This window comes from Rhizobium sp. AQ_MP, assembly GCF_014237835.1.
GTDB lineage: Bacteria > Pseudomonadota > Alphaproteobacteria > Rhizobiales > Rhizobiaceae > Allorhizobium.
Window position 1 is genome coordinate 102,756 of record NZ_JACJVI010000011.1, and the last position, 24,548, is coordinate 127,303.

A 24,548-nucleotide genomic window follows, 5' to 3' on the forward strand; every position below is an offset into this window, starting at 1 on the left:
GCATCAAGAAATACAACTTGCATCTCGCTGACCTCCTTCTTTGGCTGCGGCCTTCGCTTCGAAGACCAGACATGGTTCGTCGTCAGTGTTCGAACCAGCACGCACAAGGTAGGTGCTGGGTCGGAATCCGTCAACGGGCGGATCAAGAAAAATAAAATAATTTTCTGTGACAGTCCGCGCTAGGCGAAAACACAGGAATTTTGATCCGGCATGGGAGAAATGCCGAAATATGATCTCACTTTGGGCAAAATTACGCCATGCCGATGGCCGGCCGTTCGACAGCCTGTTCACGGATCGGCCAATGCACCACGGCCGCGAAGATCCCGAGCGCCACACCCAGCCACCAGACCTGGTCATAGGTGCCGAAATGGTCGTAGAGATAGCCGCCCATCCACACGCCGAGGAAGGAGCCGATCTGGTGGGACAGGAATACGAGCCCGCCCAGGAGGCCGAGATGGCGCGTGCCGAACATGATCGCGACGAGCCCGTTGGTCGGCGGCACGGTTGATAGCCAGAGCAGGCCCATGACGGCTGCAAAGATCACGACCGAAGCCGGCGTCTGCGGCAGCAGCAGGAAGAGCGTCACCGTGATCGAACGTCCAATATAGATGAAGGCGAGGAAATAGGGCTTCGAATAGCGCTGCCCGATCCAGCCGGCGGCCAGCGAGCCTATGATGTTGAAGAAGCCGATCAGCGCCATGGCAATCACGGCGTAACGTGCCTCAATGCCGATATCGCCGAGATAGGCCGGGAAATGCGCGGTGATGAAGGCCACCTGGAAGCCGCAGACGAAGAAGCCTGTCGTCAGCAAAAGATAGCTCTTGTGCGCAAACGCCTCCTTGAGCGCTTCGGCGATCGTCTGCTGGTACTGGCTGCCGGATTGCGAGCCCGACTGCGCATTGCCGCGCAGGGGAAAGGCAAGCAACGGCACGACCAGCATCATGACAGCAATGATGACGAGGCTGTCCGACCAGCCGAAGGCCGAGATGAAACCCTGGCTGAGCGGCGCAAACAGGAACATGCCGGCCGAACCGGCTGCCGTCCCGATGCCGAACGCCATCGACCGCTGCTCGGGCGTCACATTGCGCGCAAAGGCCGAGAGGATGACGCTGAACGAGCCGGCACCGATCGCAAGGCCGATCAGCACGCCACCACCCATATGCAGCCAGATCGGTGCTGTGGCATTTGCCATCATCACGAGGCCTGCCGCATAGAGCACGCCCGAGGCGGCGAGCACGCGGCCCGTGCCATATTTGTCGGCCAGCGCCCCGAAGAAGGGCTGGCTCAAGCCCCAGAACAGGTTCTGGAAGGCCATGGCAAGCCCGAATGTCGAACGATCCCAGCCCCGATCGGCAAGCATCGGCAACTGGAAGAAGCCCATCGCCGACCGTGGTCCGAAAGTCATCACGGCGATCAGCGATCCCGCGACAATGATGAGCCAGGGCATGGCGGGACGGGCTGTGGTGGTCATCGGGGATTCTCCTCTGTCAACAGCACATTAGTGCAGTCGATCGATGAGCAGAAACGCCTTTTGATGAACTGGCCATCAGGGGATTTGATGAATGTCAGATGGGTGGCGGACGTGGGGGGCTCGATCCTTCGAGGCCCCTGCTGCGCAGGGGCACCTCAGGATGAGGGGGCTGCGGAGCAGGATCTCGGAGGCTCGGTCACCGGCGTGACTGGATCCTTCGAGGCCCTTGCTTTCGCAAGGACACCTCAGGATGAGGGGTGCAGTGCTGGCCGGTGCCATACAGTTCCCAGCAGCCGGCCTCACTGTCGCATCGACTACGCTGCCATCTTCTGAAAGCTGGGCGGCAAACGATCAGCCCTCATCCTGAGGTGGGAGCCAAGCGACCCTCGAAGGACGAGGGCGGGTGGGGGCACCCGCCAACCGCTTGACCGGACCCCGGCGCGACAAGTCCGGAAGGATTTCATAGGCATAGGCGATCAGCGCTTCCTTCTTCTGCCTGTTCCATCCCTTGATTTGTCGCTCGCGTGCGATGGCGTCGAGGATGCGGTCGTAGCTTTCCGTGAAGACCAGTTCCACGGGTCGGCGTCTGGAAGTGTAGCCGTCAAGGTGCCAGCGTTATGCTCCCAGAGCCGCGCCTCAATGTTCTGCTTCGTCAGTCCCGTGTAATAGGAGCCATCGCTGCAGCGAAGGATGTAGACGGTGACCTCTATAGGAGTGACCTCCAAAAACACCGGCTTCATGGTCGCGCGACTTTGCCTTCTGTACAACTCCGCAATCTATGGGGTTCTTCCATAGTCCGATGTCTTTATGTGCGAGTTCATTGCAAGGCGGTAGCTGCCGGATCCTTCGAGGCCCTTGCTGACGCAAGGGCACCTCAGGATGAGGGGCGCAGATGTACGCAGGTCAAAGGCTGTGAGAAGCTCGGCTCCGTTGACCTGCCGTTTGCGTCGAGATTGATGGAACCAGCTTGTAAACGATCAGCCCTCATCCTGAGGTGGGAGCGCAGCGACCCTCGAAGGACGAGGGCGGGTGGCAATCGTCTTGATCAATCTCACCGCCCCTTGATCGCCCAGCGCTCTCGACTGCCAAGCACCGTCACCGCATCTCCGACCCGCACCAGACCTTCGCCGCGCGGCACGGCATTCCAGCCGAAGAGCGGCCCTGGCACCCGCCTGTCGGCGGACATCCTCAGACGTCCCATGGCCGGCATCGGGTTGGCGCCCTCGCGCGAGCCGGTCTGCTGGTCCTGGGTGGTCATGATGCAGCGTGGGCAGGGTTTGACGAAATCGAAGCGGATGCCGCCGATCTCGAGACCGGTCCAGGCGTCTTCCGCCCAGGGCTCGTCGCAGTCGAGCACGATGTTCGGACGGAAGCGATCCATGCCGACAGAGCCTTCGCCATGCCGTCCCATATCCTCGTTCAACGCCCGAAGTGAGCCGCTTGTGGTGACGAGGATCTGGTAGCCATCGGCAAAGCCCATCGGCGAGCCTTCGCCTGCCCATTCCGGATTGGCGTCGCGGCGGCTTTCAGCATCGATGAAGACCAGTTTCACCGGCCGTCCGAACCACTCCGACAGCGCGTCATTGACGCTCTCATGGGCAACAGCGGCGCTGACGATCGAGCGCCAGATCGCCACATCCATGCGCGACTCCGGCTGTGGCGGGGCGACGAGGATCTCGCGTCCGTCATCGAGGCTGAGCGTCAGGGAGGTAGCAGCCGGAAGCGCAGTCAGGCGGGCCAGCTCCGGCAGCTCCCGCTGCGTGATGAACTGCCCGTCGGGATCGACCAGCATCATGCGCCGATCGCCGGAAAGCCCCATGGCATCGATACGGGTTTGCGTCAGGGCAACGCCGCGTGCGCTCTTGAACGGGTAGATAAGGAGATCGGTAACCTGCATGGTGCTTTGCCTTGTTCAGATTTCGTCGCGGAAAAGGGTGAGGAAAAGGTTCAGCCGCTCGTGCCGCTCCCGGGCGAGTTTGGCGCCCGTCGCCGTCTGGAAGCCATCGGAGAGTTTCAGGAGCTTCGCCGGAAAATGGTCGATCGCATAGGACCGGTCGTCGAGCGGCCGATGCTCGGCGCCGGGGTCGGCGGGGTGGTACAGTCCCGACCCCATGCGCCCGGCGATATAGAAGCAGCGCGCCACGCCGACCATGCCGATCGCATCGAGCCGATCGGCATCCTGCAACATCTTCGCTTCCAGCGTTTCCGGCGGAATATTGGCGGAAAAGCTGTGGGTGAGGATCGCATGGGCAACGGCCGCAATCTTCTCGTCGGGCCAGCCGAGCCCCACCAGAATGCCGCTGGCCTTTTCTGCTGCGAGCCGCGAGGCCTGCGAGCGGAGCGGCGAGCTTTTCTCGACCGCGACGCAGTCATGCAGCAACACGGCCGCCGCGAGGATTTGCGGATCGCCGCCTTCGCCGGCCTGGATCTTCATGGCGTTCTTGAAGACGCGGTGAATATGGGCAAGGTCATGCGAGCCATCGTCGCCTTCGGTCGCGTGGTCGAGCAGATCGGCGGCGAGCACCTGGTGCGGGGCGAAGTCGGCGGCGGTGAGAAGGGCGGTCAAGGCAGAGTCCCCATTGCGGTGAGCCCGCATCTAGCCTTGCGAGCGCCCTCTGTTCAACCGTCCCCCATCAGATCCCTGTCGGTGCTTCGTCCTCCTCCGAGGCTGGCGAAGGCACGGACTTGCGGCTCAGGATCTTCTGATAGAAGAGCCCGATGCCGATCAGCACGAAGCCGAGGCCGATGAAGGAGAGGGCCCGCAGCACGCCTTCGAGATTGGCCATGTCGATCAGGAAGACCTTGGCGACCGTAAGGATGACGATGACCGCAGAGGCAATGCGCAGGCTTCTGGCATCGAAGCGAGATCCGAGCGCCAGAAGACCGACGCCGATGGCGAGCCAGGCCACCGAATAACTGTAGGTCTCCGCTTGCTCGAAACCCTTCCAAAAGGCGATGAACTCGCCCTGCCAGAAGCGCCGGACCGAAAACGTCACCCAGGCAAAACCGAGCACCGCCCCTGAAAGCGCGAGCAGCACCACATAGGGCAGGGGCCGCTTGTCACGCGCATGAAAGGCAAGGCCCGCATAGGCGAGGCCGGGCAGGAGATAACCGATCATGAGCAGGTTGATCAGCGGCCAACTGCCGGTGCTCTCGCCGGTGAAATAGGGATTGAGCGCCCCGAGATGCAGGCTCACCGTCTGGGCGATGGCGACTCCGCCCGCGACCATCGAGCCATAGCGGAAGACGGGGCTCGGTGACTTCAGGTCGAGCGTCATCAGGATGCCCGAAAGGCCGGCGACGAGCAGCGTGTAGATCGACTGTTCCCCGAGTGTCGGCGCTGACGAATCGAGCACGCCGCCGTTCATGGCATGACGGACCAGGATGGCGATTGCGAGCAGCCCGAGAAGGCTGGCAAGACCCTGCAACGCATTGCGCACCCGGTTGCCCGGCCAGTTGCGCATCTCGTAGGCCGAGAGAAGGGCAAGAAGCGCCGGGATGCCGTATCCCGGAAGCAGCTGGTTGAGGAAGGGCGTCCGCGAGAGCGCCTCTGCACCGACAAGCGTCGGATCCCAGCCGATGCGGAAGAGCACGCCGACAAGCGCGGTCACCATGATCCACGGCAGCCCGCTCCAGCCCCGCTTGCGGCTTGCCATGAGATAGGCAAAGCCGAGCAGCGCCAGCAGGATCGTCGTGACCACGCCGTCGGTCAGCGTATGCAGCGCAAGCGCATAGGCCGCGAAACTGCCTGTCAGCAGTACATCGACACCACGCCGGAAGGCGGGGAGCGCGCCCTTGCGGTCCAGGAATTCGCAAGCCCCGAGCAGAACAGTCCCGAGCCCGATGCCGAAGATGCCGTGCAGCCAGTCGCGGGCATAGATCCCGTAGAAAACAAAGCTGATGGTGGCGAGCAGGACAGGCAGACCAGCCGCAATCACGGCCCAGACCGTCGAGAAGAGCGGATCCTCTGCGAACCGTCTGCGGATATGCGCAAGGCCGATGAACAGGAAGACGGCGGCGAGGCCGAGCAGCACATACATGGCGGTGACGTCCAGCGCCGGCAGGCTGGTTTTGACGATGTCCCACCCGAGCAGCATGGCCTGAGCCTGTCCCACCATGCCGGTTTCCACGATGGCCGCGAGCAAGGCTCCGGCGGCTGAAATGGCAGTTGGCCAGAAGGCGCCGTGGCGTGCGCTACCCGCGGCGGCAAGCGCTGCGATCAACGCGGCAAGTCCGAAGAGCGGGAAGACGTCGGTTACAACGCGCTCCAGCATCACCAGCGCCGGCAAGACAACGGCGAGCGACAGGGTAAGGTCGAGGCCGACAGGACCTGACGACATCCGCCGCCCGAGCGCGTCGAACGACAGGCGCGCTTCCGGCTCTGCCGGATCCTCGCCGGCACGACCCGGCCAGATCAGCATCCAGGCGGCGACCATGGCAAGAAGAGACAGCGCGATCGGCGTGATCTCGGATGTGTCGATGAGTGCCACCAGAGCCCAGATGCCGAGAAGGGCCTGTGCGATCGCCGGTACGATCAGCCAGCCCTTAAGGCGCGAGGCAAGCGAGGTCGCGACCTGGGCCACCGTAAGATAGATGAACAGCGTCCAGAGGTTCGGCGAGGGCGTCGATATGAGGAGTGGGGTGAGCATGGAGCCGGCCAGCCCAAGCCCAGCCAGCGCCTGCCCATGCAGGAGCGACAGGCCGAGCACGCCGAACGCCGAGAGTGCCAGCAAAATGAAGGCGAGCGTTGGACCGATGAACTCGTAGATGCCATGCGCGGCATAGACAGCGCCGAACAGCGAGACGGCACCTGCAGCCGTCAGGATTCCCGGCACCATGGCATTGGCATAGAGGGCTTCGGCCTTCGGCAGCGCCCTGCGGCGGATGAGCTCTCCGACCGCGACCAAAACGAGGCCGAAAAGGGCGGCAAGCGTCAGGCGCACACCGGGGCCGAGCAGGCCGCTTTCGATCGAGTAGCGCACGAGAAACACGCCACCCAACGCCAGGGCCAGGCCACCGGCCCAGACGGCCCAGCGGGCTCCGAGCAGGTTTTCGAGGCTTTCCGTGGGGGCGGCGGCCGTGGCTTTGCCGCTGGCTCCCGGGTTGAGGGAGGCAGCTTGTTCATCCGCCGGCGCGGTCGCTGCGCTCTGACGTGGCGGTTGGCCGAGCGGGACCTCGTCCGAGACCAGTGTCTCTGCGGGCGCTTCCGGAAGAGTGGCCTCAACCGGCTCTTCCGGCGCCACCGGGATGGCAGGGGGCGCCGCCAAGGCGCCGCTCATCCTGAGCAGCCGCTCTCGAACCTCTCCGAGTTCCTTCTCGAGGCGGTCGATACGCTTGGCCGCACCCCGGTTGATGACAAAGAGAACGCCGATCAGGATCAGCGGCAACAGTTCGAACATTGGGCCTCGCAGAGCCTTGCCTCAAGGAGCAGCCAAACTAACGTTTTTCCCGGTGAGGGAAAGCGCTGTGCATCACGCGGCGGTTATGGTGGACCTCGAGGCGTGAAGACGAGCCCAAAACCTCGCTTGCAATCCCACCCGAAACTTTCTACATCGGCACTACCGGCGATCGCCGGTTTTCTTTGGCACTTATTATGCTCAGTTTGAGCATAAATAATGGAGGAGATGGCCATGGAAGCGCAGACCCTGCCGCAAACCAGTACCGGATTTCGCACCGCAGCCGAGCGCTTCGGCGTCTGGGAACGGCCAGATCTGACCTACACGCCTGCCGTGGCCAAGGAGACGGAGCACCTCTATGGGCGTGTCCGCGATTTCATCCCGGCGATCGAGTGGCCGGTTTTCGCCCCCTATATCCATGCCATCAACCGGCTGAAAAAGGAGCGCGGCGCAGTCATCCTCGCGCACAACTACCAGACGCCGGAGATCTTCCACTGCGTCGCCGACATCAAGGGTGATTCACTACAGCTCGCTCGCGATGCGGTCAGCGTCGATGCCGAGATCATCGTCCAGTGCGGTGTGCATTTCATGGCCGAGACCTCGAAGCTGCTCAATCCGGACAAGACGGTGCTGATCCCAGATGGCCGCGCCGGCTGCTCGCTGTCGGAATCCATCACCGGTGCCGATGTCCGCCTGCTGCGAGAGCGTTATCCCGGCGTGCCCGTCGTCACCTATGTCAACACCTCGGCCGACGTGAAGGCGGAGACCGACATCTGCTGCACCTCGGCCAATGCCGTCGACGTGGTCAACAGCTTCGACAGCGATACGGTGCTCTGCATCCCCGACGAGTATCTGGCGATGAACGTCGCCAACCAGACGACAAAGAAGATCCTCACCTGGAAGGGGCATTGCGAGGTGCATGAGCGCTTCACCGCGGACGAACTGCTCGAATACAAGAAGGCCGATCCGCGCATCGAGATCGTCGCCCATCCGGAATGCCATCCGAGCGTGCTCGCCGTGTCGGACTATGCCGGCTCGACCAAGGGCATGATCGACTACGTCAAGACCAAGCGCCCAGCCCGTGTCCTCCTGGTCACCGAATGCTCGATGGCCTCCAACATCCAGGCGGAAGTTCGCGACGTCGATTTCGTCAAACCCTGCAATCTCTGTCCGCACATGAAGCGCATCACCCTGCCGAAGATCCTCGACAGCCTGCTGTTCATGGCGGAGGAAGTGACGGTCGATCCGGCTATTGCGGGCCGCGCAAGGATTGCGGTGGAGCGGATGATCAATCTGAAGAATTGAAGTTTGGCGAGCTTTGTTGTCTCATGGGAATACAAAATGTTTCGAAGGGTGTCTGCTATGAATGGTCCTCTGCCACCACTTCTGTAACCGACGGTCCAGTATCGGATGTCCTGGGGCCTCGCCGCTCCGGCTCTCATTGTGGGCTCCCTCGATCATTGCGTCTCAGCGGTGCCTCTCTCATTTCGAAGTTCTTCGCGACTCGGAGGCATTGATGGTTGGGCTTCCATATCCGGAAAAAAACGCTAGGAGCATAGCTACCCTATCAGGCGTCGTGGTTGGCGAGCTCTTGCCGGGAGGCGGCTTGTTCAAGGAGCTCGTTCAAGCGCATTTGGCAAAGCGACTAGAGCAGTACCGAGCAGTCTTGATCAAGGAAATTGAGGCCCATGGTATAAGCGCGATCGAAAGCCTGACAGACGGACAACTTGAGTTCATTGTTCCTGCCTCATATCGCTTTTTCGAACAAGTTCGGCTGGGCGAGTATCAACATAACCTAAAGACACTGGCAAGATTTATCGCATCTGGACTCAGTTCGGATCCATTCCTCGACACCGGTGATGTAGGCAGGCTATGTCGAAAGCTTGAGTACCTTTCCGCTTTCGAGCTGAAGGTTTTGGCTGCATGCCTCGGTTTCGCCGAGCGTTTAAAAAAAAATGAGGGCTCAGGCACCCCAGAGGGGCTTATCTCCGGCAAGGGCCTTGCAGGCAACTTTCCTGAAACATTGGCGGATGAAGAGCTTAAAATACGGGGAGCTCTTGCCGTCTTGAGCGGCAGAGGCCTCCTATTTCCAAGCGGTGCCGTTCGCCTTGGTAAGTCACAAGAGACTTATTTCCTAACTCCTTATGCGATTTCTCTAAGGGGCATCATTGATGCCGCCGAGGTAGTTGATGCCAACCAATCTTGAATCCATGCGCCCGCAATCCTGGCAGGGCATCGACGATATCGTCATTGTCGGTGGCGGCCTGGCCGGCCTGTTCTGTGCCCTGAAGCTGGCCCCACGTCCCGTCACGGTACTGGCCGCCGCCCCGATCGGGCAGGGCGCGTCCTCGGCCTGGGCGCAGGGCGGCATTGCTGCCGCCATGAGCCCCGGCGACAGCTTCGACAAACATCTGGCGGACACAGTTGTTGCCGGTGCCGGACTGGTCGAGGAGAAGATGGCGCGTCTGATGATTTCGGAAGGGCCGGACCGCGTGCATGACCTCCTCGCCTATGGCGTGCCCTTCGATCGTGATCTGGAGGGGCATCTCCTCCTCTCGCGCGAGGCGGCCCATTCCGAACGACGCATCGTCCGCGTGGCCGGCGATCGGGCCGGTGGCGCGATCATGGAGGCGCTGATCTCCGCCGTTCGCCGCACACCATCGATCCGCGTGATGGAAGGTTATGTCGTCGAGGAACTGATCGCCGAAGGCCGTTTTGTCTCCGGCGTCATCGCAAGGCCCGATGCCGGCCAGTCGAAGACCCGCGTTGCCTTTCCGGCCCGCGCCGTCGTGCTCTGCTCCGGTGGCGTCGGCCATCTCTACGAGGTGACGACGAACCCGGCCGAAGCGCGCGGAACCGGTGTCGGCATGGCGGCAAAGGCTGGCGCCATGATCGCCGATCCGGAATTCGTCCAGTTTCACCCGACCGCGATTGACATCGGCCAGGATCCGGCACCGCTCGCGACCGAGGCTCTGCGCGGCGATGGTGCTGTGTTGGTAAACACGGCCGGCCACCGTTTCATGACCGATCTGCATGCGGACGCGGAGCTCGCACCCCGAGACATTGTCGCGCGTGGCGTCTTTGCCGAAGTCGCCGCCGGCCGCGGCGCCTTCCTTGATTGCACCAGGGCGATCGGCAAGGATTTTTCGAAACGCTTTCCGACGGTTTACGCCTCCTGCATTGCGGCAGGCATCGATCCTGTCAGCCAGCCCATTCCCGTCGTCCCGGCGGTACATTATCACATGGGCGGTGTGCTCGTGGACGCAGATGGCCGCACATCGCTGGATGGCCTGTGGGCCGCCGGCGAAGTGACCTCCAGCGGCGTGCATGGCGCCAATCGGCTGGCCTCCAATTCGCTTCTCGAAGCCGTCGTCTTCGCCGGGCGCATCGCCGAATCGATCAAGGGCATGCTGCCGGAATCGGCCCTTTACGAGTGGCCGAAAGCGGCAGGCGAGAACGACGATCTCGTGACTGTCGAGGACAGCCCTGAGCTCAAGGTGCTGCGCGGCTTGATGAGCCGCCATGCGGGCGTCATCCGAGAAGAGGCGGGGCTCAAACTCCTGATCCGCGAACTGGTTGGGCTGGAGCGCAAACGTCCGCGCGTGCGCTTCTCCAACATCGTCTCGACCGCCAAGCTGATTGCCGTCGGCGCTTATCTGCGGACCGAAAGCCGTGGTGCCCACATGCGGGCCGATCATCCGGCCCCGCAGGAGGAACAGCGCCACCGCACCTATCTGACGCTCAAGGATGCCAACCGCATTGCCGCCGAACTGGCCGGCTGAGGAGGAGACGCCGATGACCCCGAGCCTTCGCCCGCAACTCTCGCCGCTGATGATCGAGGACCTCGTTCGCAACGCCCTGCTCGAAGATCTCGGCCGCGCCGGCGACATCACGACCTATGCAACGATCGGCCCGGAAAAGACGGCGACCGCCGCACTCAATAGCCGCGAGACCGGCGTGGTGGCGGGGCTTCCTTTGGCAGAAGCCGCCTTTCGCCTGATCGATCCGTCCATGCGGTTTGAGGCGCTGGTTGCGGATGGTGATACCGTGGCGCCTGGCCAGGCCATTGCCCGCGTTTCCGGCAACGCCCGTTCGGTGCTGTCGGCCGAGCGTGTAGCGCTGAATTTCCTGATGCACCTCTCCGGCGTCGCCAGCTATGCGGCTCGTTTCGCCGGCGAAATCGCCCATACCAAGGCGCGTGTGACCTGCACCCGCAAGACCTTGCCGGGCCTGAGAGCCGTCGAGAAATACGCCGTGCGGCTGGGCGGCGGGTCGAACCACCGCTTTGGCCTCGATGACGCGATCCTCATCAAGGACAACCATATCGCCGTCGCCGGGGGCGTTGCCTCCGCAATCGAAGCCGCTCGCGCCTATGCCGGCCACCTCGTCAAGATCGAGGTGGAGGTCGACGGCCTCGACCAGATGCGCGAGGCACTGACGGCACGACCGGATGTCATCCTGCTCGACAACATGGGGCCTGACCGACTGCGGGAAGCAGTTGCGATCAATCGAGAGCATCATGGCCTGACCATGGCCAATTACGCTGACGACGTCCGGCGTGTCGTGCTTGAAGCTTCGGGCAACGTCAATCTGCAGACGATCCGGGCGATCGCCGAAACAGGTATCGACTATGTCTCGACCTCGAAGATCACCATGGCAGCCCCGACGCTCGACATCGGTCTCGATATCGGGATCAGCTGATCTTCACGACAAACTTTGCATCCATTTTTGCACTGCAGCAGGCGACGGGGTGTGCCACCTGTGAAAATGGCATAAGCGACAAGGTCTTGCTGTATATCAGCAATTGCTTCGCTAGTTCTCACCCGTAATTCCTGGTTTTTGACCGTCCAGAACGAATCCCCTAGCCCTGACTATGCATGCAATTTGTATTGCAGGCTGGGTCAGCAGACAGGATGTTTGTGTATGGGGCGGGCATGACGACCACATTTCTGGAGCCGGACAGCGTTGTCGAGGACAGCCTCTGTCGAAACAGTGCAACGGGTGAAGCCGCTGCAGTGGCGACCTTGGACCGTGATCAAGAATGTCGGTCGACTTTGAACAGCGTCGCTCCTGATGGTGACCGGGTCACGCAAGAACAGCCGAACCGGCCGGACGCAGTCGTGGAGCCGGACGCCAATTCTGGCATGACGGAAGAGGATACGGTGAGTGTCCTGGAGGTGCTTGCCGAAATGCAGCGCATCATCGACAGGCATCTTGAAAGGACCGCGCGCCAGCAGGACAAAAGCTGACCTGCTGCGTCGCGCTTCAAACCTGGGCAGTGACTGTGGCGGCAGTTGCGGCTCAGGCTTCCTTCGCCCGAGTGTCGACGAAGCGCTCGGGCAGGGCGACCATTTGCGGCGAACCGTGATAGGTCACCTGCGGGAACGGGATGGAAATCCCGTTCTCGTCGAAGGACTTCTTGACCTTCTTGATCATCTCGCGCGACGTCGGCCAGAAATCGGAAGAGGCCGTCCAATACCACATGGTGAGAATGACGGCGCTGTCGGCGAGTTGGTCGATATGCGTGGCGACGGCGGGTGTCTTCAGGACGCGCGGATCGCCTTCGGCATGATCGCGCATGATCTTCTGCGCAAGCTCGATATCGTCTTCGTAGCCGACGCCGATCTTGAGCTCGAAGCGACGGGTCGTCTCGCGGCTGAAATTGGTGATCGGCACATTCCAGAGGATCGAGTTGGGCGCGAGGCGATAAAGGCCGTCGGGCGTCCTGAGCTCCGTGGCAAACAGGCCGATCTCGACGATCGTGCCGGAGATGTTGCCGGTGTCGATGTATTCGCCCACGCGGAAGGGGCGAAGCACCAGCAGCATGATCCCTGCAGCAATGTTCTGCAGCGTGCCTTGCAGCGCAAGGCCGATGGCAAGGCCGGCTGCGCCGAGGGCTGCGATGATGGAGGCGGTCTGCACGCCGAATTGCCCGAGCACCGTGACGAAGACGAGGATCAGTGCGCCATAGCGCACGACATTGGCAAAGAAGCGCGCCAGCGTTTCGTCAATCCCGCGAACACGCATGAGCCCGGCATGGGTCCAGCGGCTCAGCAGGGACGAGAGCCACCAGCCGATGAACAGAAGAAGCAGTGCCCCGATGATCGAGAAGGAATACTGGACCGCAAGCTGGCTTGCCTGCGCCAGGGCCGCCTGTGTCGCGAGGATTGCTTCATTCGTGTCCAATTCCATGCCGTCATGCTCCTGGGCTGTTGCTGTCCAGGGGCTAGATGGGGCAGGGAGAGGCGAGGTCAACCGTTGCTGCGTCCGCCGACCTTGAGACCCGGGGCCGGCCGCTCCTCGAGCACCTGACGCCGGAAGCGGAAAAGGGCTGCCGGTCGACCGCCCGTGGCAGATTGCGTCGCGCCGGTCGGCTCGACGAGTTCGGCTCCATCCACCAGTCGGCGGAAGTTCTGCTTGTGCACATGATGCCCGGCAATCGCCTCGACCGTGCCCTGCAGGTCGGTCAGGGTGAACTCCGGCGGCATGAGCTCGAAGATCACCGGTCGGTACTTGATCTTGCTGCGCAGCCGGGCCAGCGCGGTTGCGGCAATCCGGCGGTGGTCATGGCGCATCGGCCGTCCGAGAAGCCCTGCTGTTCGACACCGCTCGACACGCCCGTCCTGAACCGCTTCTTCAACGAGCCCCGCTTCATAGAGAAGCTCGTAGCGTTCGAGCACGCGCTCCTCATCGAAGGGAAAGTCGTCGAGGCCGAAGGCCAGCTTCAGCCGGGAGCGGCGCGAACCGCCATGGGAGCGGTCACCATTCGCGTCTCCTTCCTCGGCCCAGACGGTCAAAGCCGGCAGGATCGCACCGTCGAGCAAGGATGGGCGTCCCTGGCGCCAATCCTCCCACGGCAGATAGCCATACCAGTCGCGCCAGCGCGCTCCGGAAAGCTCAAGCCTGGCGTCACGGTCTTGGTCGAGACGGGTGAGGGCAAGGTAGCCGACCGAGACCACATGCGGCCCGAGATCCCCCGGCATCTTGTGGCGCCCGCGGTCCCCGAAGGTGTAAAGCTGTTCGATATAGCCGAGTTCGAGCGCCGTCTGAGCCTCCACCGTGTGCCGCAACGACATTTCCATCGTTCGGTGGCGGTTCGGGTCGAAGGGCCCGAAAGGCAGCGCATCCAGGCCGTCACCCTCGTCGCCGACGACGAGCAGACGTGGGGCGCGCGCGCTGATCGCGACGATTGCGGCGTTGAGGCCGATCTCGATCTCCGCCGCGCCGCTCATGGCCCTGCCGGCTCACGCACGGGAAGCGGCAGCACAAACGGGGTGTTGCCATCGGCATCGGCACCGCGCCCGAGCGCCTTCACCGCCTTCGTGAAACGTCCACCCCGTCCGAGCAAGGCGTCTCCGATCTCCACAAGCCGCATGTTCGGCGTCGCAAAGGGCGAGGCCTGCCGCAACCGCTGCGCAAGCGCCTCCTCGTCATCGTCCGGGATCACGGCGAGGCTGGCGATCATGGCGGCTGCCGGCGAGCGGGACACACCCATCCAGCAATGCACGACAAGCGGTGAACTCTGATCCCATTCCCGGGCAAACGCGATGATATTCGCCACATGCGTCTCCTGTGGCGCAATCAGGTCGCCCGTCCCGGCAAAGGTAATGTCATTCATGGCAAGCTTCAGATGACGCTCTGCGGAGATGACCGCCGGCCGATGAAAATCCTGATTGGCGGCAAGCAGGCTGATCATCTCGCGCGCCTTGTGGCGCACGGCCATTTCCGCGATCCTTGCAAGCGGCGACACGACGATCAGGCTCATGCGCGGGCCCAGGTTGTCGATTGTCTGTCCGCTTCGATCTCTTCGAAGCGCTCGAGGAATCTTGCCTGCGCCTGATAGGCCGGCAGGGGTTCGATCAGGATCGTATCGCGGGTGAAGCCCTTTGGCTGGCCGAAGAATTTGCGCGCCTCCGCTTCGGCGAAGCCGGCAAGAACGGTCGCTTCGAAATAGGCGGAGATCATGTCGGCCTTCTTGATCAGGTCCTTCAGCGCCGCCTTTGGATGCGCCGGCAGCCCGAATCGCAGATGGATGGCCGCTTCCAGCCGCTTCTCGACCACCTTGTAGCCGCCACCGACCACGGCCTTGAACGGCGAAATCATGTCGCCGATCACATATTCCGGGCCGTCATGCAGCAGCGCGACCATCAGCTCGTCGGCCGTGGCTTTGGGATTGCAGCGCCGGAAGATGTCCTCGACGATCAGGCTGTGCTGGGCGACCGAGAACGCATGGTCGCCCGAGGTCTGACCGTTCCACCGGGCGACGCGTGCGAGACCATGGGCGATATCGGTGATCTCGACATCGAGCGGCGAGGGGTCGAGCAGGTCCAGTCTGCGACCGGACAACATCCGTTGCCAGGCGCGTGCGTTCGGAAGCGGAGCCGCCGATCCCATGTCACGCCTCCTCGGCGGAGCTTGGGAATGTCAGGCCGCTCCAGGCCGGAAGCACAAGGGTGACCGCGACGTCACCGGCGAGGATCGGGTCCCCGGCCGCCATGGCTTCGCCGGCCTTGTCGATCCGGACGATCGCAAGCCCTCGCTCGCCGGCCACCGTGCCGAGTGTGCCGATCGACTTGCCGCCGATGGAGATCTCGGTCCCGGAAGCAGGCAGAGCGATTTCCGCCGAGACGATCACCACGCGGCGACGTGCCGTTGACCGGTGCTGCATGCGCGACACCACTTCCTGGCCGACATAGCAGCCCTTGCGGAAGGAGACGCCGCCGGTTTTGTCGAGGAGAATGTCATGCGGAAAGGCGTCCTGCAGCGCGTAGTCGGCAGACGATTCCGGCACGCCGTGAATAACCCTCAGTGCATCATAACCCGCGCGGTCCGTGGCGGCACCGGTCTGTCCTACCTCCCGTGACACGGTGCTTCCGGCAAGTGCGAATCGATGATCCAGGACCTTGCTCGCTGCCTCGCCCCAGCGCACCGTCGCACCCGTTTCGGAACGGGCCTCGATCGTGACGGCGGCCCGCAGCCTGTACATCGTCATGCGTTTGACGAAAGCGTCGAGCTGATCCGCCCGGATATCGATGAGGAAGCTGTCATCGCTGCGGGAAATCAGGAAATCAAACAGGATCTTTCCCTGCGGGGTCAGCAGCGCACCAGGACGCCATTCGTCAGCGACAAGCGCGCCGAGATCCGTGGTGATCAGGTTCTGAAGGAAGTGCTCCGCATCCGGACCGCCTATACTGACAAAGGCGCGATCGGGGAGGAAGGCTGTGGGCATGTCGGTCACCGGGCTGTTGCAATGCCAAGAGAGTTAGGCGCTGCCAGTCTAGACGACAAGCAGTCTGCATCACAGCCCACAGTTTGGCCCATGCCAGATTGGCGAGTTAGTCGCCGACGGTGAGGAACTTCCAGCGTCCGTCCGGGGTGATGCCGATACGGAAGAAGTTGTAGTTGCCGTATTCCTGCATCTCGGTCACGTCGCCCGCCGTGACGATGCGCAACAGTTCGACCTTTTCCTGCGGCGTCAGGAGGCCGAGCGACTTCCCGGCGAAATACGGCCAGACATAGGCCTCGTCCGCGGTGCCCTTATCGAGCTGCACGAAGCCTGTCGAAAGGATGTCGAGCAGGATCGCCAGGACCTCCATACCATCGCTGTCACCGGAGATGGCCTTCAAGGCATCGATGGGATCCTGCTCGGGCTCCTGGAGCGGAACGATGGTCTGGTCCGGACCCGGGTTCATCAACGGCTTCAGCTTGGAAATGTCGCCGGTCGCCGCCGCCTCCATGATCAGCTTGCGCATCCGGCGCACCGGTTCGGGCGCCTTTTCGATGTCGTAGATCACCTCGGCGGGCGGCCCGGGAGGCTCGAGGCTTTCGGTCTCGTCCGACCCCTGCGGTTTGACCAGGGGATCGGGATCGGGAATCACCGGAATCGAATCCTCGAGGATCTCGGGCTCTTCACCCGGACCGGGATCGGTTGGCACCGACTTCCCCTCGGCGGAGGGAGGCGTTACGTCCTTGATGTCTGACAGCGCCAAGGCGGATGACCCGGTCATCGCGGACGCGAGCACAAGCGCCAGCGCACTTGTCAAGCGAACCAGCCTGACCCGCGACGAGATCATCATGTTGTCCCTCGATTGCTGGCTTACTGGAGCTGACGCTCTGGCGAGAACTCGCCGGCGAGCAGCCGGGTCTTCAGCGCATCGAGGACGGCCTCTGCGCCATGTTCGCCGTGAATCCGGATGGTCTCGCGCATGGCGAGCGCAAAAGCGGCCTCAGCGATGATCTCCGGCTCGATTCCGTCGGCCATGCCGTCGGCCCAGGCTTCGTTCTGGTATTCCAGCGCAGCCTGCATCTTTTCGTGCACGATCATCTCGTCGATTTCGTTGCGGCGCGGTTCCATGGGTATTCCTCGAAGCACTTACTCAGTCCTTAACGACCCTATCAGCCTTTTGCCAAAACGACACGGGGGCAGACTAAAAGAGGTGAATTAATCGTTAATTTCCGAAACGAGCGGTAATTTCTGTGGCGAGTGTTGCGCCTTCGTTACGGTAATTCTGCTCTGCACGAACTGCAGCCGGTGTGCAAGAGGTGTAAACGGACGCGAAGGACCGGTAGCCGCGGTTGTAGGCTGCTGTCAGTCGAGCACGACGCTTTGGCTCGGCGCGCGTCTCGGCGTCGAGAAGATCCTGAAGTGACTGCCGCCATTCCGGCTCGCCATCCGCCTTGCAGAGATTGCGCAGGTAGTGGACCGCGCCGATGATTTCCGAAAGCCGTGCCAGGCGATCATCGTAGGGCGTCGGTTTTTCCGTTTCGACCACCGGTGGGGGAACCGCAGTTTCGGCATTCTCCTGAGCGGCGAGCGGATAGGCGCAGAGGATGAGAGCCGTAGCCCAGGGGAGAAATGTGAGGCGGCTTTTCATGCCTTGCCCTCCGAAGGGACAGGAGAGCCCAGGCGCAGGATGCAGTCTCGCACGCTGTCGGGGATTGGGAGATGGAGCACTTCCTCCGGCAGGAACCAATCGGCCTCCAGGGCATCGCTGCGAGCCTCGGCCTCATCCTCGCCAATGGCATCGACCCGGAAGACCGAGAGCAGGAAGTGGCTGTCCCGCACACCCGGCTCCGGACGGAGTTCGACGGTCTCGAACAGACGCGGATTGCTGCCAACGATGCCCGTTTCCTCGAACAGTTCCCTGAGCGCCGTTTCCTCCGGTGTCTCGCCGGGTTCGGCCCGACCGCCGGGAAAGGCGTAGAGGTCTGCCGCGGGCGGGTTGCCGCGGCGAACGAGGAGATAACGCCCGGCCCGTTCGACGATGGCGGAAGAGGCGAGGCGAGGCATGCTCATGAAACGGGAACTCCGGTCTTTGATACGCAGCAGGTCGCGAAGCAGCGCGCTCACGATTATCGCGGGCTTTGCGAGCCCCTGCAAGCACGGGATGGCGTCTTGACCCTCAGGGGGCGGACTGCCATCTACAAGATATGTGTGGACGTTTTGCGCTGACAGCGAGCCCGGAAGAAGTGGCCGAGATCCTCAATGTGATGGAGCTCGAAGGCTTTCCGCCGCGCTACAACATTGCGCCAACCCAGCCGATCCTCGTGGCGGTGGCCTCTCCTCCGGCTGAGCCCGGGTCCAACCGACCGGATCGCATGGTCGTGCTCGTGCGCTGGGGACTGATCCCCTCCTGGGTCAAGGATCCCAAGGAATTCACGCTGCTGATCAACGCGCGCTCGGAGACCGCGATCGAGAAGGCCTCCTTCCGCGCTGCCATGCGCCACCGACGGATTCTCGTGCCAGCCTCCGGCTTCTACGAATGGCATCGCCCACCCAAGGAAAGCGGTGAGAAGTTGCAGGCCTATTGGATCCGCCCGCGCAATGGCGGCATCGTCTGCTTCGGCGGGCTGATGGAAACCTACATGTCGAAGGACGGCTCGGAACTCGATACCGGCTGCATCCTGACGGTCGGCGCCAACAGAACCATTGGCGAAATCCATGACCGCATGCCGGTGGTTATCGCCCCCGAGGACTTCACCCGTTGGCTTGACTGCCGGGCCGGCGAACCGCGCGACGTCGTCGACCTGCTGCGTCCCGCGCCAGAGGACTTCTTCGAGACGATCCCGGTGTCCGACCTGGTCAACAAGGTCGCCAATGTCGGGCCGGAACTGCAGACGCCGGTTGCGCTGGCGCCAAAAAAGCAAAAGCCCGCAGCGGACAAGTCCGACAACGGGCAGATGAACCTGTTTTAGTGCAGTCATGGCCGACCGGGGAGGGGCCTGCCGTGTGATTGCGTAGGGGACGGCGCCTCAGGCGACCTTCGGTGCCGGCTTGCGCTTCAGCATCAGGGCTGCCGCGAGAACGGCCTTCAGGCCGAGCGGGCGGTAGTTCAGTGCCAGATTTTCGTTTGCCGGCTTCTGCTGCTCGGCTTGGGTCTCGGTCGTCATTGTCGTTTCCTCGGAGTGTTTCCTGACCAGTGCATTTTTTTGTTTTGCGGCTCTCTCTGCGGAGATCATGACAAAAGCGTGACCTTGGCTGTGACTCAAATCAAATTTGGAGAAAAAGAGTAGAAATGGAGAGCCCCGCACAAGCTTTTGGGCCTGGCGGGGCTGAAAATTCTTCAATTCGCAGGACAAAGGGCATCAGACACCCCGATCGATCTCCGAAAGTCCCTTCTCAGCTGATTCTTCGCCGATGGTCAGCGTGCCGTACCGACGGTGCCAGTTCCTCGCGCCAAAGGGCAGCGAGCAGAGATACAGAAGCACACTGACAACAAGCACTTCCCAGGTGAAGCTCATCAGAAGCGCGACATAGAGCACGACGCCGAGAATCATCGGCAGAACGAGATCGCGCCGAATATGGCTCGTCTCTGACTTGCCGGACCAGACCGGAAGGCGGCTGACGAGAAGATAGGCGATGACGATCGTATAGGCCGTGCTGGCATAGGCGAAGATGCCAACCGGCGCGACCCCGAGAAAGCCGAGATAGACCGGCAGCATGACGAGTGCTGCACCTGCCGGGGCCGGCACGCCGACGAAGAACTCGGACTGCCAGGGTGCCTTGGTTTCGCGCTCAGCCATGACGTTGAACCGTGCCAGACGAAGTCCGGCCGCGATCGCGTAAATGAGAGCGGCAATCCATCCCAGCGAACGTGCCTGGTCGAGCACGAAAACGTAGAGGACGAGGGCGGGGGCGACACCGAAATTGATGATGTCGGCGAGCGAATCCATCTGCGCGCCGAACTTGGATGTCGCCTTCATCATTCGGGCGACGCGACCGTCGATCCCGTCGAGGAAAGCGGCAGCGAGCACCATGGCGACCGCCAGCTCGTAGCGGTTTTCGAAGGCCAGCCGGATGCCGGTGAGCCCCGCGCAGATCGCGAGCACGGTAATCAGGTTTGGAATGATCAGACGCAGCGGTATTTCACGCAGCCTGGGCCCGCGAGCCCCGGAATCGGAAGCACTGATACTACGCGTGTCACTCGTGCGGGTCTGATCGTCCATCGGTAACCTCCTCAGCTACGGCGGCTGATGACCGGACCCTTGGCAGAGCCGAATTCGGCAATCACGGTTTCCCCGGCAATCGCCGTCTGGCCGAGCGAGACGCGCGGTTCGGCACCGGCCGGCAGGAAGACATCGAGGCGCGACCCGAACCGGATGAGACCGAAGCGTTCACCGGCGTCCAGCGGTTCGTTCGTGTTCGTCCAGCAGATGATGCGACGCGCCACGAGGCCGGCAATCTGCACGACGCCAATCGGGCCATGCTTGCTCTCGATCACCAGGCCGTTGCGCTCGTTGTCGGTCGAGGCCTTGTCCAGCTCGGCGTTGAGGAACTGACCCTCTTTGTAAGCAACTGTGGTGACGCGGCCGCGCACCGGCGCCCGGTTCACATGGCAGTTGAACACGTTCATGAAGACGGTGATGCGCAGCATCGGCTCATGGCCGAGATTGAGCTCTTCCGGCGGCACGACCATCTGCACCGAGGACACGCGCCCGTCCGCCGGGCTGATGACAAGGTCGTCGTCCTGCGGTGTGACCCGCTCTGGATCACGGAAGAAATAGGCGCACCACAGCGTCAGCACCATCCCGATCCAGAACAGGGGATCCCAGATCCAGCCGAGCACCAGCGACGCAACGAAGAAGGCCGCGACGAAGGGATAGCCTTCCTTGTGCACTGGCACGATCGTCTTGCGGATGGTTTCGAACAGATCCATGGGGTCCTCGGTCTTTGATTTTCTGTCGCCCGTGACTACTCTGAAAGCCTCAGATGGGCAATGCCGGCCATCAAATCAAGCCGGCTTAATGCAGATGTGACCCCGCGCGGGTGGCCCAAAAAAAGACTGCCGTGAAAAAATATCGGCGATGTTTTGTAAATGATTTCACCCTAAAAAAAGGGTGTAGAATTTTAGGAGGATCCGAATTTCGGCGCCGAACGAGGGCCGGTTCGGGCAAGGAATGACCGTTGCTGCTCGCCAGGAAACATGAACCAGATTCGGACGCCCAATCGCTTTCCACGATTTCCTGGCACTCGAGCAGCGGTCTGCCGCCGCCTCCGGTCATCGCAACGCTGTCGCCGTCCTCTGTCGCGGATATAGAACACCTTCGCAATTTTTCTGTTTGCTTTCTTGATTGCGCTGACAGGGGTTCGATTGAGGACGTCTTGGAGCTGCGCGCCATCTGCGGCGATACACTTTTTATCGTGGCCGTCACCGGAGCGGTGAGTGCCGAAGTGCATGCTGCACTGTTCGATGCCGGCATCGACGATCTCCTCTCTGAAGAGAGCCCGCAGCATTTGCTGCGCTGTCTGCTGCGGGCCAGGCGTCACCTCACGCTGCTGCACGCACAGGAACGCAAGCTTGATGCCCTGCAGGACAAGCTCGACGCCTGGCAGGACGGGCTCGACCATCTGCCGACTCCAATCTACATCAAGGATGTGGCCGGCCGGTATATCGGCTGCAACACGGCATTTAGCCAATTCGTCGGAACAGAGCGCCACCATGTCATAGGCCAGACCCTTGCCGATTTTCTGCCCCATGACACTGCAGAGGCTCACCGAGAATCCGATCTCGATGTCATGCGCAGCGGAGGCGTGATCAGGGTAGAGACGGATGTCTGCGTGCCGGACACCGGCATGCGGCACGTCATGCTGCATAAGGCCTGCATTGCCGCGCCGGATGGTGGTCTTCGCGGGATTGCCGGGGTGCTGATCGACATTACTGAGCGCAAGGAACTGGAGGCGCGGCTGACGGCCGCTGCCGAGCGCGACCCGCTCACCAATGCCTTCAACCGTCGCAAGTTCTTTCAGGTCGCGGCATCCGCCGTCGAGCGGATCTCGCAGGGTGAGACGCGCTTTGCCGTCGCCGTCATCGATATCGACCACTTCAAGGTGATCAACGACCAACTGGGGCACGGCGAAGGTGATGTCACGCTTTGCTCCATCGTCGATACGCTGCGCGCCTATGAGGATGACGGCGTGCTGGTGGCGCGTGCGGGTGGCGAGGAGTTCTTCGCCTTTTTCTCGGGCGAAAACGCGGTTCAGGCCGAGCAGCTTCTGGAGCGCATGCGCGCCGACATAGCCCGGTATTGTCAGGTGGTCACCGAAATCGGCACTGCCGGCACGATCAGCATCGGCCTTGCGGATTTCGATCCGATGCAGGAAAGCATTGACCAGGCCCTGCGGCGTGCGGATCTGGCACTCTATCGTGCCAAGCGCGACGGCCGAAACCGCCTGTGCAAGGCACCCTGACCGCAGCGGACCACTCCGAGTTCGTCCTGGAGCGCTCAGACCGCCGGCGAACGTCGAACCACCACGCCGAGTTCGTCGCTTTCACGAACCTGACGCAGCTTTTCTTCCGCCTGGGTCGCCTCGCGCTGACGGTTCCACATCGATGCATAAAGCCCATTCTGCTCCAGCAACTCCGAATGACTGCCGCGCTCGGCAATCTCGCCACCCTTCAGCACGATGATCTCGTCCGCCCCGACCACCGTCGAGAGCCGGTGCGCAATCACCAGCGTCGTGCGGTTCTTCGAGACGATGTCGAGCGCCGACTGGATCTCGTGTTCCGTAGTCGTGTCGAGCGCTGACGTCGCCTCATCGAGGATCAGGATCGGCGGCGCCTTCAGCACGGTGCGGGCAATGGCAACACGCTGTTTCTCACCACCCGAGAGCTTGAGACCCCGCTCGCCGACCTTGGTGGCAAAGCCTTCCGGGAGTTCCTTGATGAAGTGCGAGATCTGCGCCACTTCGGCGGCCTGTTCGATCTCCGCATCCGAGGCACCGGGTCGTCCATAGCGGATGTTGTAGGCGATCGTGTCGTTGAACAGAACGGTGTCCTGCGGGACCATGCCGATGGCCGCTCTCAGCGACTTCTGCGTCACGTCGCGAACATCCTGTCCGTCGATGGTGATCGATCCCTTCTGAACGTCGTAGAAACGATAGAGCAGGCGAGAGATCGTCGACTTGCCGGCGCCGGAAGGGCCGACCACGGCGACCGTCTTGCCGGCCGGCACCTCGAAGGAGACGCCCTTCAGGATCGGCCGGTCGGGATCATAATGGAAATGCACGTCCTTGAAAGCGATGGCCCCTTGCGCGATGGCGAGCGGTATTGCGCCCGGCTTGTCGACCACTTCCGCCTCGACCTCCAGCAGATCGAACATCTGCTCGATATCGGTCAGGCCCTGACGGATTTCGCGGTAGACGAAGCCGATGAAGTTGAGCGGGATCGACAGCTGCATCAGCATGGCATTGACGAAGACGAAGTCGCCAATCGTCTGTTCGCCGCGCTGCACGGCGAGCGCCGACATGACCATGATGATCGCCGTACCCACGCCGAAGATCAGGCCCTGGCCGAAGTTGAGCCAGCCAAGCGAGGTCCAGACCTGGGTCGCGGACTTCTCGTATTTCGCCATCGAGGCGTCGAAGCGCTTGGCCTCCATCTCCTCGTTGCCGAAATATTTGACCGTCTCGAAATTGAGGAGCGAATCGATCGCCTTGGTATTGGCGTCGGTGTCGCTGTCGTTCATTGCGCGGCGGATGCCGATGCGCCAGTCGGAAGCCCGGATCGTGAACCAGATATAGGCCCAGACGGTGAAGGCGGTGACGCCGAGATAGGAGAAGCCGTAGGTCCACCAGAAGATCGCGGCCGTCAGCAGGAATTCGATCAACGTCGGAACCGAGTTGAGGATCGTGAAGCGCACGATCGTTTCGATGCCCTTGGTGCCGCGCTCGATGATGCGCGACAGGCCGCCGGTCTTTCGCTCCAGATGGAAGCGCAGCGACAGCTGGTGCATGTGCACAAAGGTCTTGTAGGCGAGTTGCCGCACCGCATGCTGGCCGACGCTGGCAAACAGCGCATCGCGCAGCTGATTGAGGCCGACCTGCAGGATGCGGGTCACATTGTAGAAGATGACTAGGGCGACGGCGCCCAGCAGAAAGGTCGGCAGAAGGCCGGCCATGTCGATCTTGCCGTCCAGTGCATCAGTCGCCCACTTGAAGAAATAGGGAACGAGGATCAGCACGAATTTCGAGATGATCAGGAAGATCGTGGCCCAGACGACCCGCATCTTCAGATCGAAGCGATCGGCCGGCCACATATAGGGCCAGAGATTGACAAGGGTCTGCATCGGGTTCCCGTCATCGGCCGATACCGTCTTCTTGCTTGCCTCTGCCATCCCCGACCTCTCGCTTGTCTGCAGATTAAAAAGCGGCGATCCCGTTTAAGGATCGCCGCCTTCACTCA

At 62.2% G+C, this 24,548-nt stretch carries 23 protein-coding genes and 2 pseudogenes; 7 read left to right on the forward strand and 18 right to left on the reverse strand.

What is annotated here, in order from left to right:
• Positions 1–250 precede the first annotated feature (250 nt).
• The 5 genes and pseudogenes from H6M51_RS16675 to H6M51_RS16695 form a co-directional block, all read right to left on the reverse strand.
• Entirely contained in the window at positions 251–1,471 is a 1,221-nt protein-coding gene (locus H6M51_RS16675) for an MFS transporter (protein ID WP_185810946.1), read from the reverse strand.
• Positions 1,472–1,822: 351 nt separating this feature from the next.
• Positions 1,823–2,211, reverse strand: a pseudogene (locus H6M51_RS16680) (GIY-YIG nuclease family protein).
• Positions 2,212–2,522: 311 nt separating this feature from the next.
• Entirely contained in the window at positions 2,523–3,368 is an 846-nt protein-coding gene (locus H6M51_RS16685; RefSeq protein WP_185810947.1) for an MOSC domain-containing protein, read from the reverse strand.
• Positions 3,369–3,383: 15 nt separating this feature from the next.
• Positions 3,384–4,037, reverse strand: coding sequence for an HD domain-containing protein (locus H6M51_RS16690; protein WP_246780547.1), 654 nt, complete (start codon positions 4,035–4,037; stop codon positions 3,384–3,386).
• Between the two features lie 67 nt (positions 4,038–4,104).
• Positions 4,105–6,870, reverse strand: coding sequence for a DUF2339 domain-containing protein (locus tag H6M51_RS16695; RefSeq protein WP_185810949.1), 2,766 nt, complete (start codon positions 6,868–6,870; stop codon positions 4,105–4,107).
• 231 nt (positions 6,871–7,101) lie between these two features.
• On the opposite strand from H6M51_RS16695, the gene nadA reads away from it, so the two are divergent.
• The 5 genes from nadA (at position 7,102) to H6M51_RS16720 (ending at position 12,116) form a co-directional block, all read left to right on the forward strand.
• Positions 7,102–8,172, forward strand: coding sequence for a quinolinate synthase NadA (nadA, locus tag H6M51_RS16700; RefSeq protein WP_407073592.1), 1,071 nt, complete (start codon positions 7,102–7,104; stop codon positions 8,170–8,172).
• A 301-nt stretch (positions 8,173–8,473) separates the two neighbouring features.
• Positions 8,474–9,073 carry a hypothetical protein gene (locus H6M51_RS16705; RefSeq protein ID WP_185810950.1) on the forward strand — a complete coding sequence of 200 codons (600 nt, stop codon included), beginning with the start codon at positions 8,474–8,476 and terminating at the stop codon, positions 9,071–9,073.
• Positions 9,057–10,649 (forward strand): L-aspartate oxidase, encoded by a 1,593-nt coding sequence (locus tag H6M51_RS16710; RefSeq protein ID WP_185810951.1) that lies wholly within the window; start codon positions 9,057–9,059, stop codon positions 10,647–10,649. The genes H6M51_RS16705 and H6M51_RS16710 overlap by 17 nt, the downstream gene beginning before the upstream one ends.
• Positions 10,650–10,662: 13 nt before the next feature.
• Positions 10,663–11,568 (forward strand): carboxylating nicotinate-nucleotide diphosphorylase, encoded by a 906-nt coding sequence (gene nadC / locus H6M51_RS16715; protein WP_185810952.1) that lies wholly within the window; start codon positions 10,663–10,665, stop codon positions 11,566–11,568.
• Between the two features lie 233 nt (positions 11,569–11,801).
• On the forward strand, positions 11,802–12,116 hold the full coding sequence (locus H6M51_RS16720) for a hypothetical protein (RefSeq protein ID WP_185810953.1): 315 nt from the start codon (positions 11,802–11,804) through the stop codon (positions 12,114–12,116).
• Between the two features lie 52 nt (positions 12,117–12,168).
• Here the strand turns inward: H6M51_RS16720 and H6M51_RS16725 are convergent, their stop codons facing one another.
• From H6M51_RS16725 to H6M51_RS16765, 9 genes are all read right to left on the reverse strand, one after another.
• Complete coding sequence (locus H6M51_RS16725; RefSeq protein WP_185810954.1) at positions 12,169–13,059, reverse strand: mechanosensitive ion channel family protein; 891 nt, start codon at positions 13,057–13,059, stop codon at positions 12,169–12,171.
• A 59-nt stretch (positions 13,060–13,118) separates the two neighbouring features.
• Complete coding sequence (locus tag H6M51_RS16730; protein WP_185810955.1) at positions 13,119–14,099, reverse strand: NrtR DNA-binding winged helix domain-containing protein; 981 nt, start codon at positions 14,097–14,099, stop codon at positions 13,119–13,121.
• Positions 14,096–14,632, reverse strand: coding sequence for a tyrosine phosphatase family protein (locus tag H6M51_RS16735; protein WP_185810956.1), 537 nt, complete (start codon positions 14,630–14,632; stop codon positions 14,096–14,098). Before H6M51_RS16735 ends, H6M51_RS16730 begins: the two co-directional genes overlap by 4 nt.
• Positions 14,629–15,261: an HD family hydrolase gene (locus tag H6M51_RS16740; RefSeq protein WP_185810957.1), complete on the reverse strand. Its 633-nt coding sequence runs from the start codon at positions 15,259–15,261 to the stop codon at positions 14,629–14,631. The genes H6M51_RS16735 and H6M51_RS16740 overlap by 4 nt, the downstream gene beginning before the upstream one ends.
• A gap of 1 nt (position 15,262) precedes the next feature.
• Positions 15,263–16,096, reverse strand: coding sequence for a folate-binding protein YgfZ (locus H6M51_RS16745; RefSeq protein WP_185810958.1), 834 nt, complete (start codon positions 16,094–16,096; stop codon positions 15,263–15,265).
• A 106-nt stretch (positions 16,097–16,202) separates the two neighbouring features.
• A complete protein-coding gene (locus H6M51_RS16750; protein WP_185810959.1) occupies positions 16,203–16,943 on the reverse strand; it encodes a hypothetical protein in 741 nt (246 codons plus the stop codon).
• 20 nt (positions 16,944–16,963) lie between these two features.
• Positions 16,964–17,221, reverse strand: coding sequence for a hypothetical protein (locus H6M51_RS16755; RefSeq protein WP_185810960.1), 258 nt, complete (start codon positions 17,219–17,221; stop codon positions 16,964–16,966).
• Positions 17,222–17,315: 94 nt separating this feature from the next.
• The gene (locus H6M51_RS16760) at positions 17,316–17,741 is read right to left on the reverse strand and encodes a TIGR02301 family protein (protein ID WP_185810961.1); all 426 of its coding nucleotides are present in this window, start codon (positions 17,739–17,741) and stop codon (positions 17,316–17,318) included.
• Positions 17,738–18,163 carry an NUDIX hydrolase gene (locus H6M51_RS16765; RefSeq protein WP_185810962.1) on the reverse strand — a complete coding sequence of 142 codons (426 nt, stop codon included), beginning with the start codon at positions 18,161–18,163 and terminating at the stop codon, positions 17,738–17,740. Before H6M51_RS16765 ends, H6M51_RS16760 begins: the two co-directional genes overlap by 4 nt.
• Before the next feature lie 134 nt (positions 18,164–18,297).
• Between H6M51_RS16765 and H6M51_RS16770 the strand changes: the two genes are divergently transcribed.
• Positions 18,298–19,062, forward strand: a complete 765-nt coding sequence (locus H6M51_RS16770) for an SOS response-associated peptidase (protein WP_185810963.1) — start codon at positions 18,298–18,300, stop codon at positions 19,060–19,062.
• 57 nt (positions 19,063–19,119) lie between these two features.
• Here the strand turns inward: H6M51_RS16770 and H6M51_RS16775 are convergent, their stop codons facing one another.
• From H6M51_RS16775 to H6M51_RS16785, 3 genes and pseudogenes are all read right to left on the reverse strand, one after another.
• A complete protein-coding gene (locus H6M51_RS16775) occupies positions 19,120–19,257 on the reverse strand; it encodes a hypothetical protein (RefSeq protein WP_185810964.1) in 138 nt (45 codons plus the stop codon).
• A 195-nt stretch (positions 19,258–19,452) separates the two neighbouring features.
• Positions 19,453–20,313, reverse strand: a complete 861-nt coding sequence (locus tag H6M51_RS16780) for a phosphatidylcholine/phosphatidylserine synthase (protein ID WP_185810965.1) — start codon at positions 20,311–20,313, stop codon at positions 19,453–19,455.
• Positions 20,314–20,324: 11 nt separating this feature from the next.
• Positions 20,325–21,032 (reverse strand): annotated as a pseudogene (locus H6M51_RS16785) (phosphatidylserine decarboxylase); the annotation flags it as partial.
• A gap of 437 nt (positions 21,033–21,469) precedes the next feature.
• Between H6M51_RS16785 and H6M51_RS16790 the strand changes: the two are divergent.
• The gene (locus H6M51_RS16790; RefSeq protein ID WP_185810967.1) at positions 21,470–22,555 is read left to right on the forward strand and encodes a GGDEF domain-containing protein; all 1,086 of its coding nucleotides are present in this window, start codon (positions 21,470–21,472) and stop codon (positions 22,553–22,555) included.
• A 35-nt stretch (positions 22,556–22,590) separates the two neighbouring features.
• Here the strand turns inward: H6M51_RS16790 and H6M51_RS16795 are convergent, their stop codons facing one another.
• Entirely contained in the window at positions 22,591–24,480 is a 1,890-nt protein-coding gene (locus H6M51_RS16795; RefSeq protein ID WP_185810968.1) for an ABC transporter ATP-binding protein/permease, read from the reverse strand.
• Positions 24,481–24,548 lie beyond the last annotated feature (68 nt).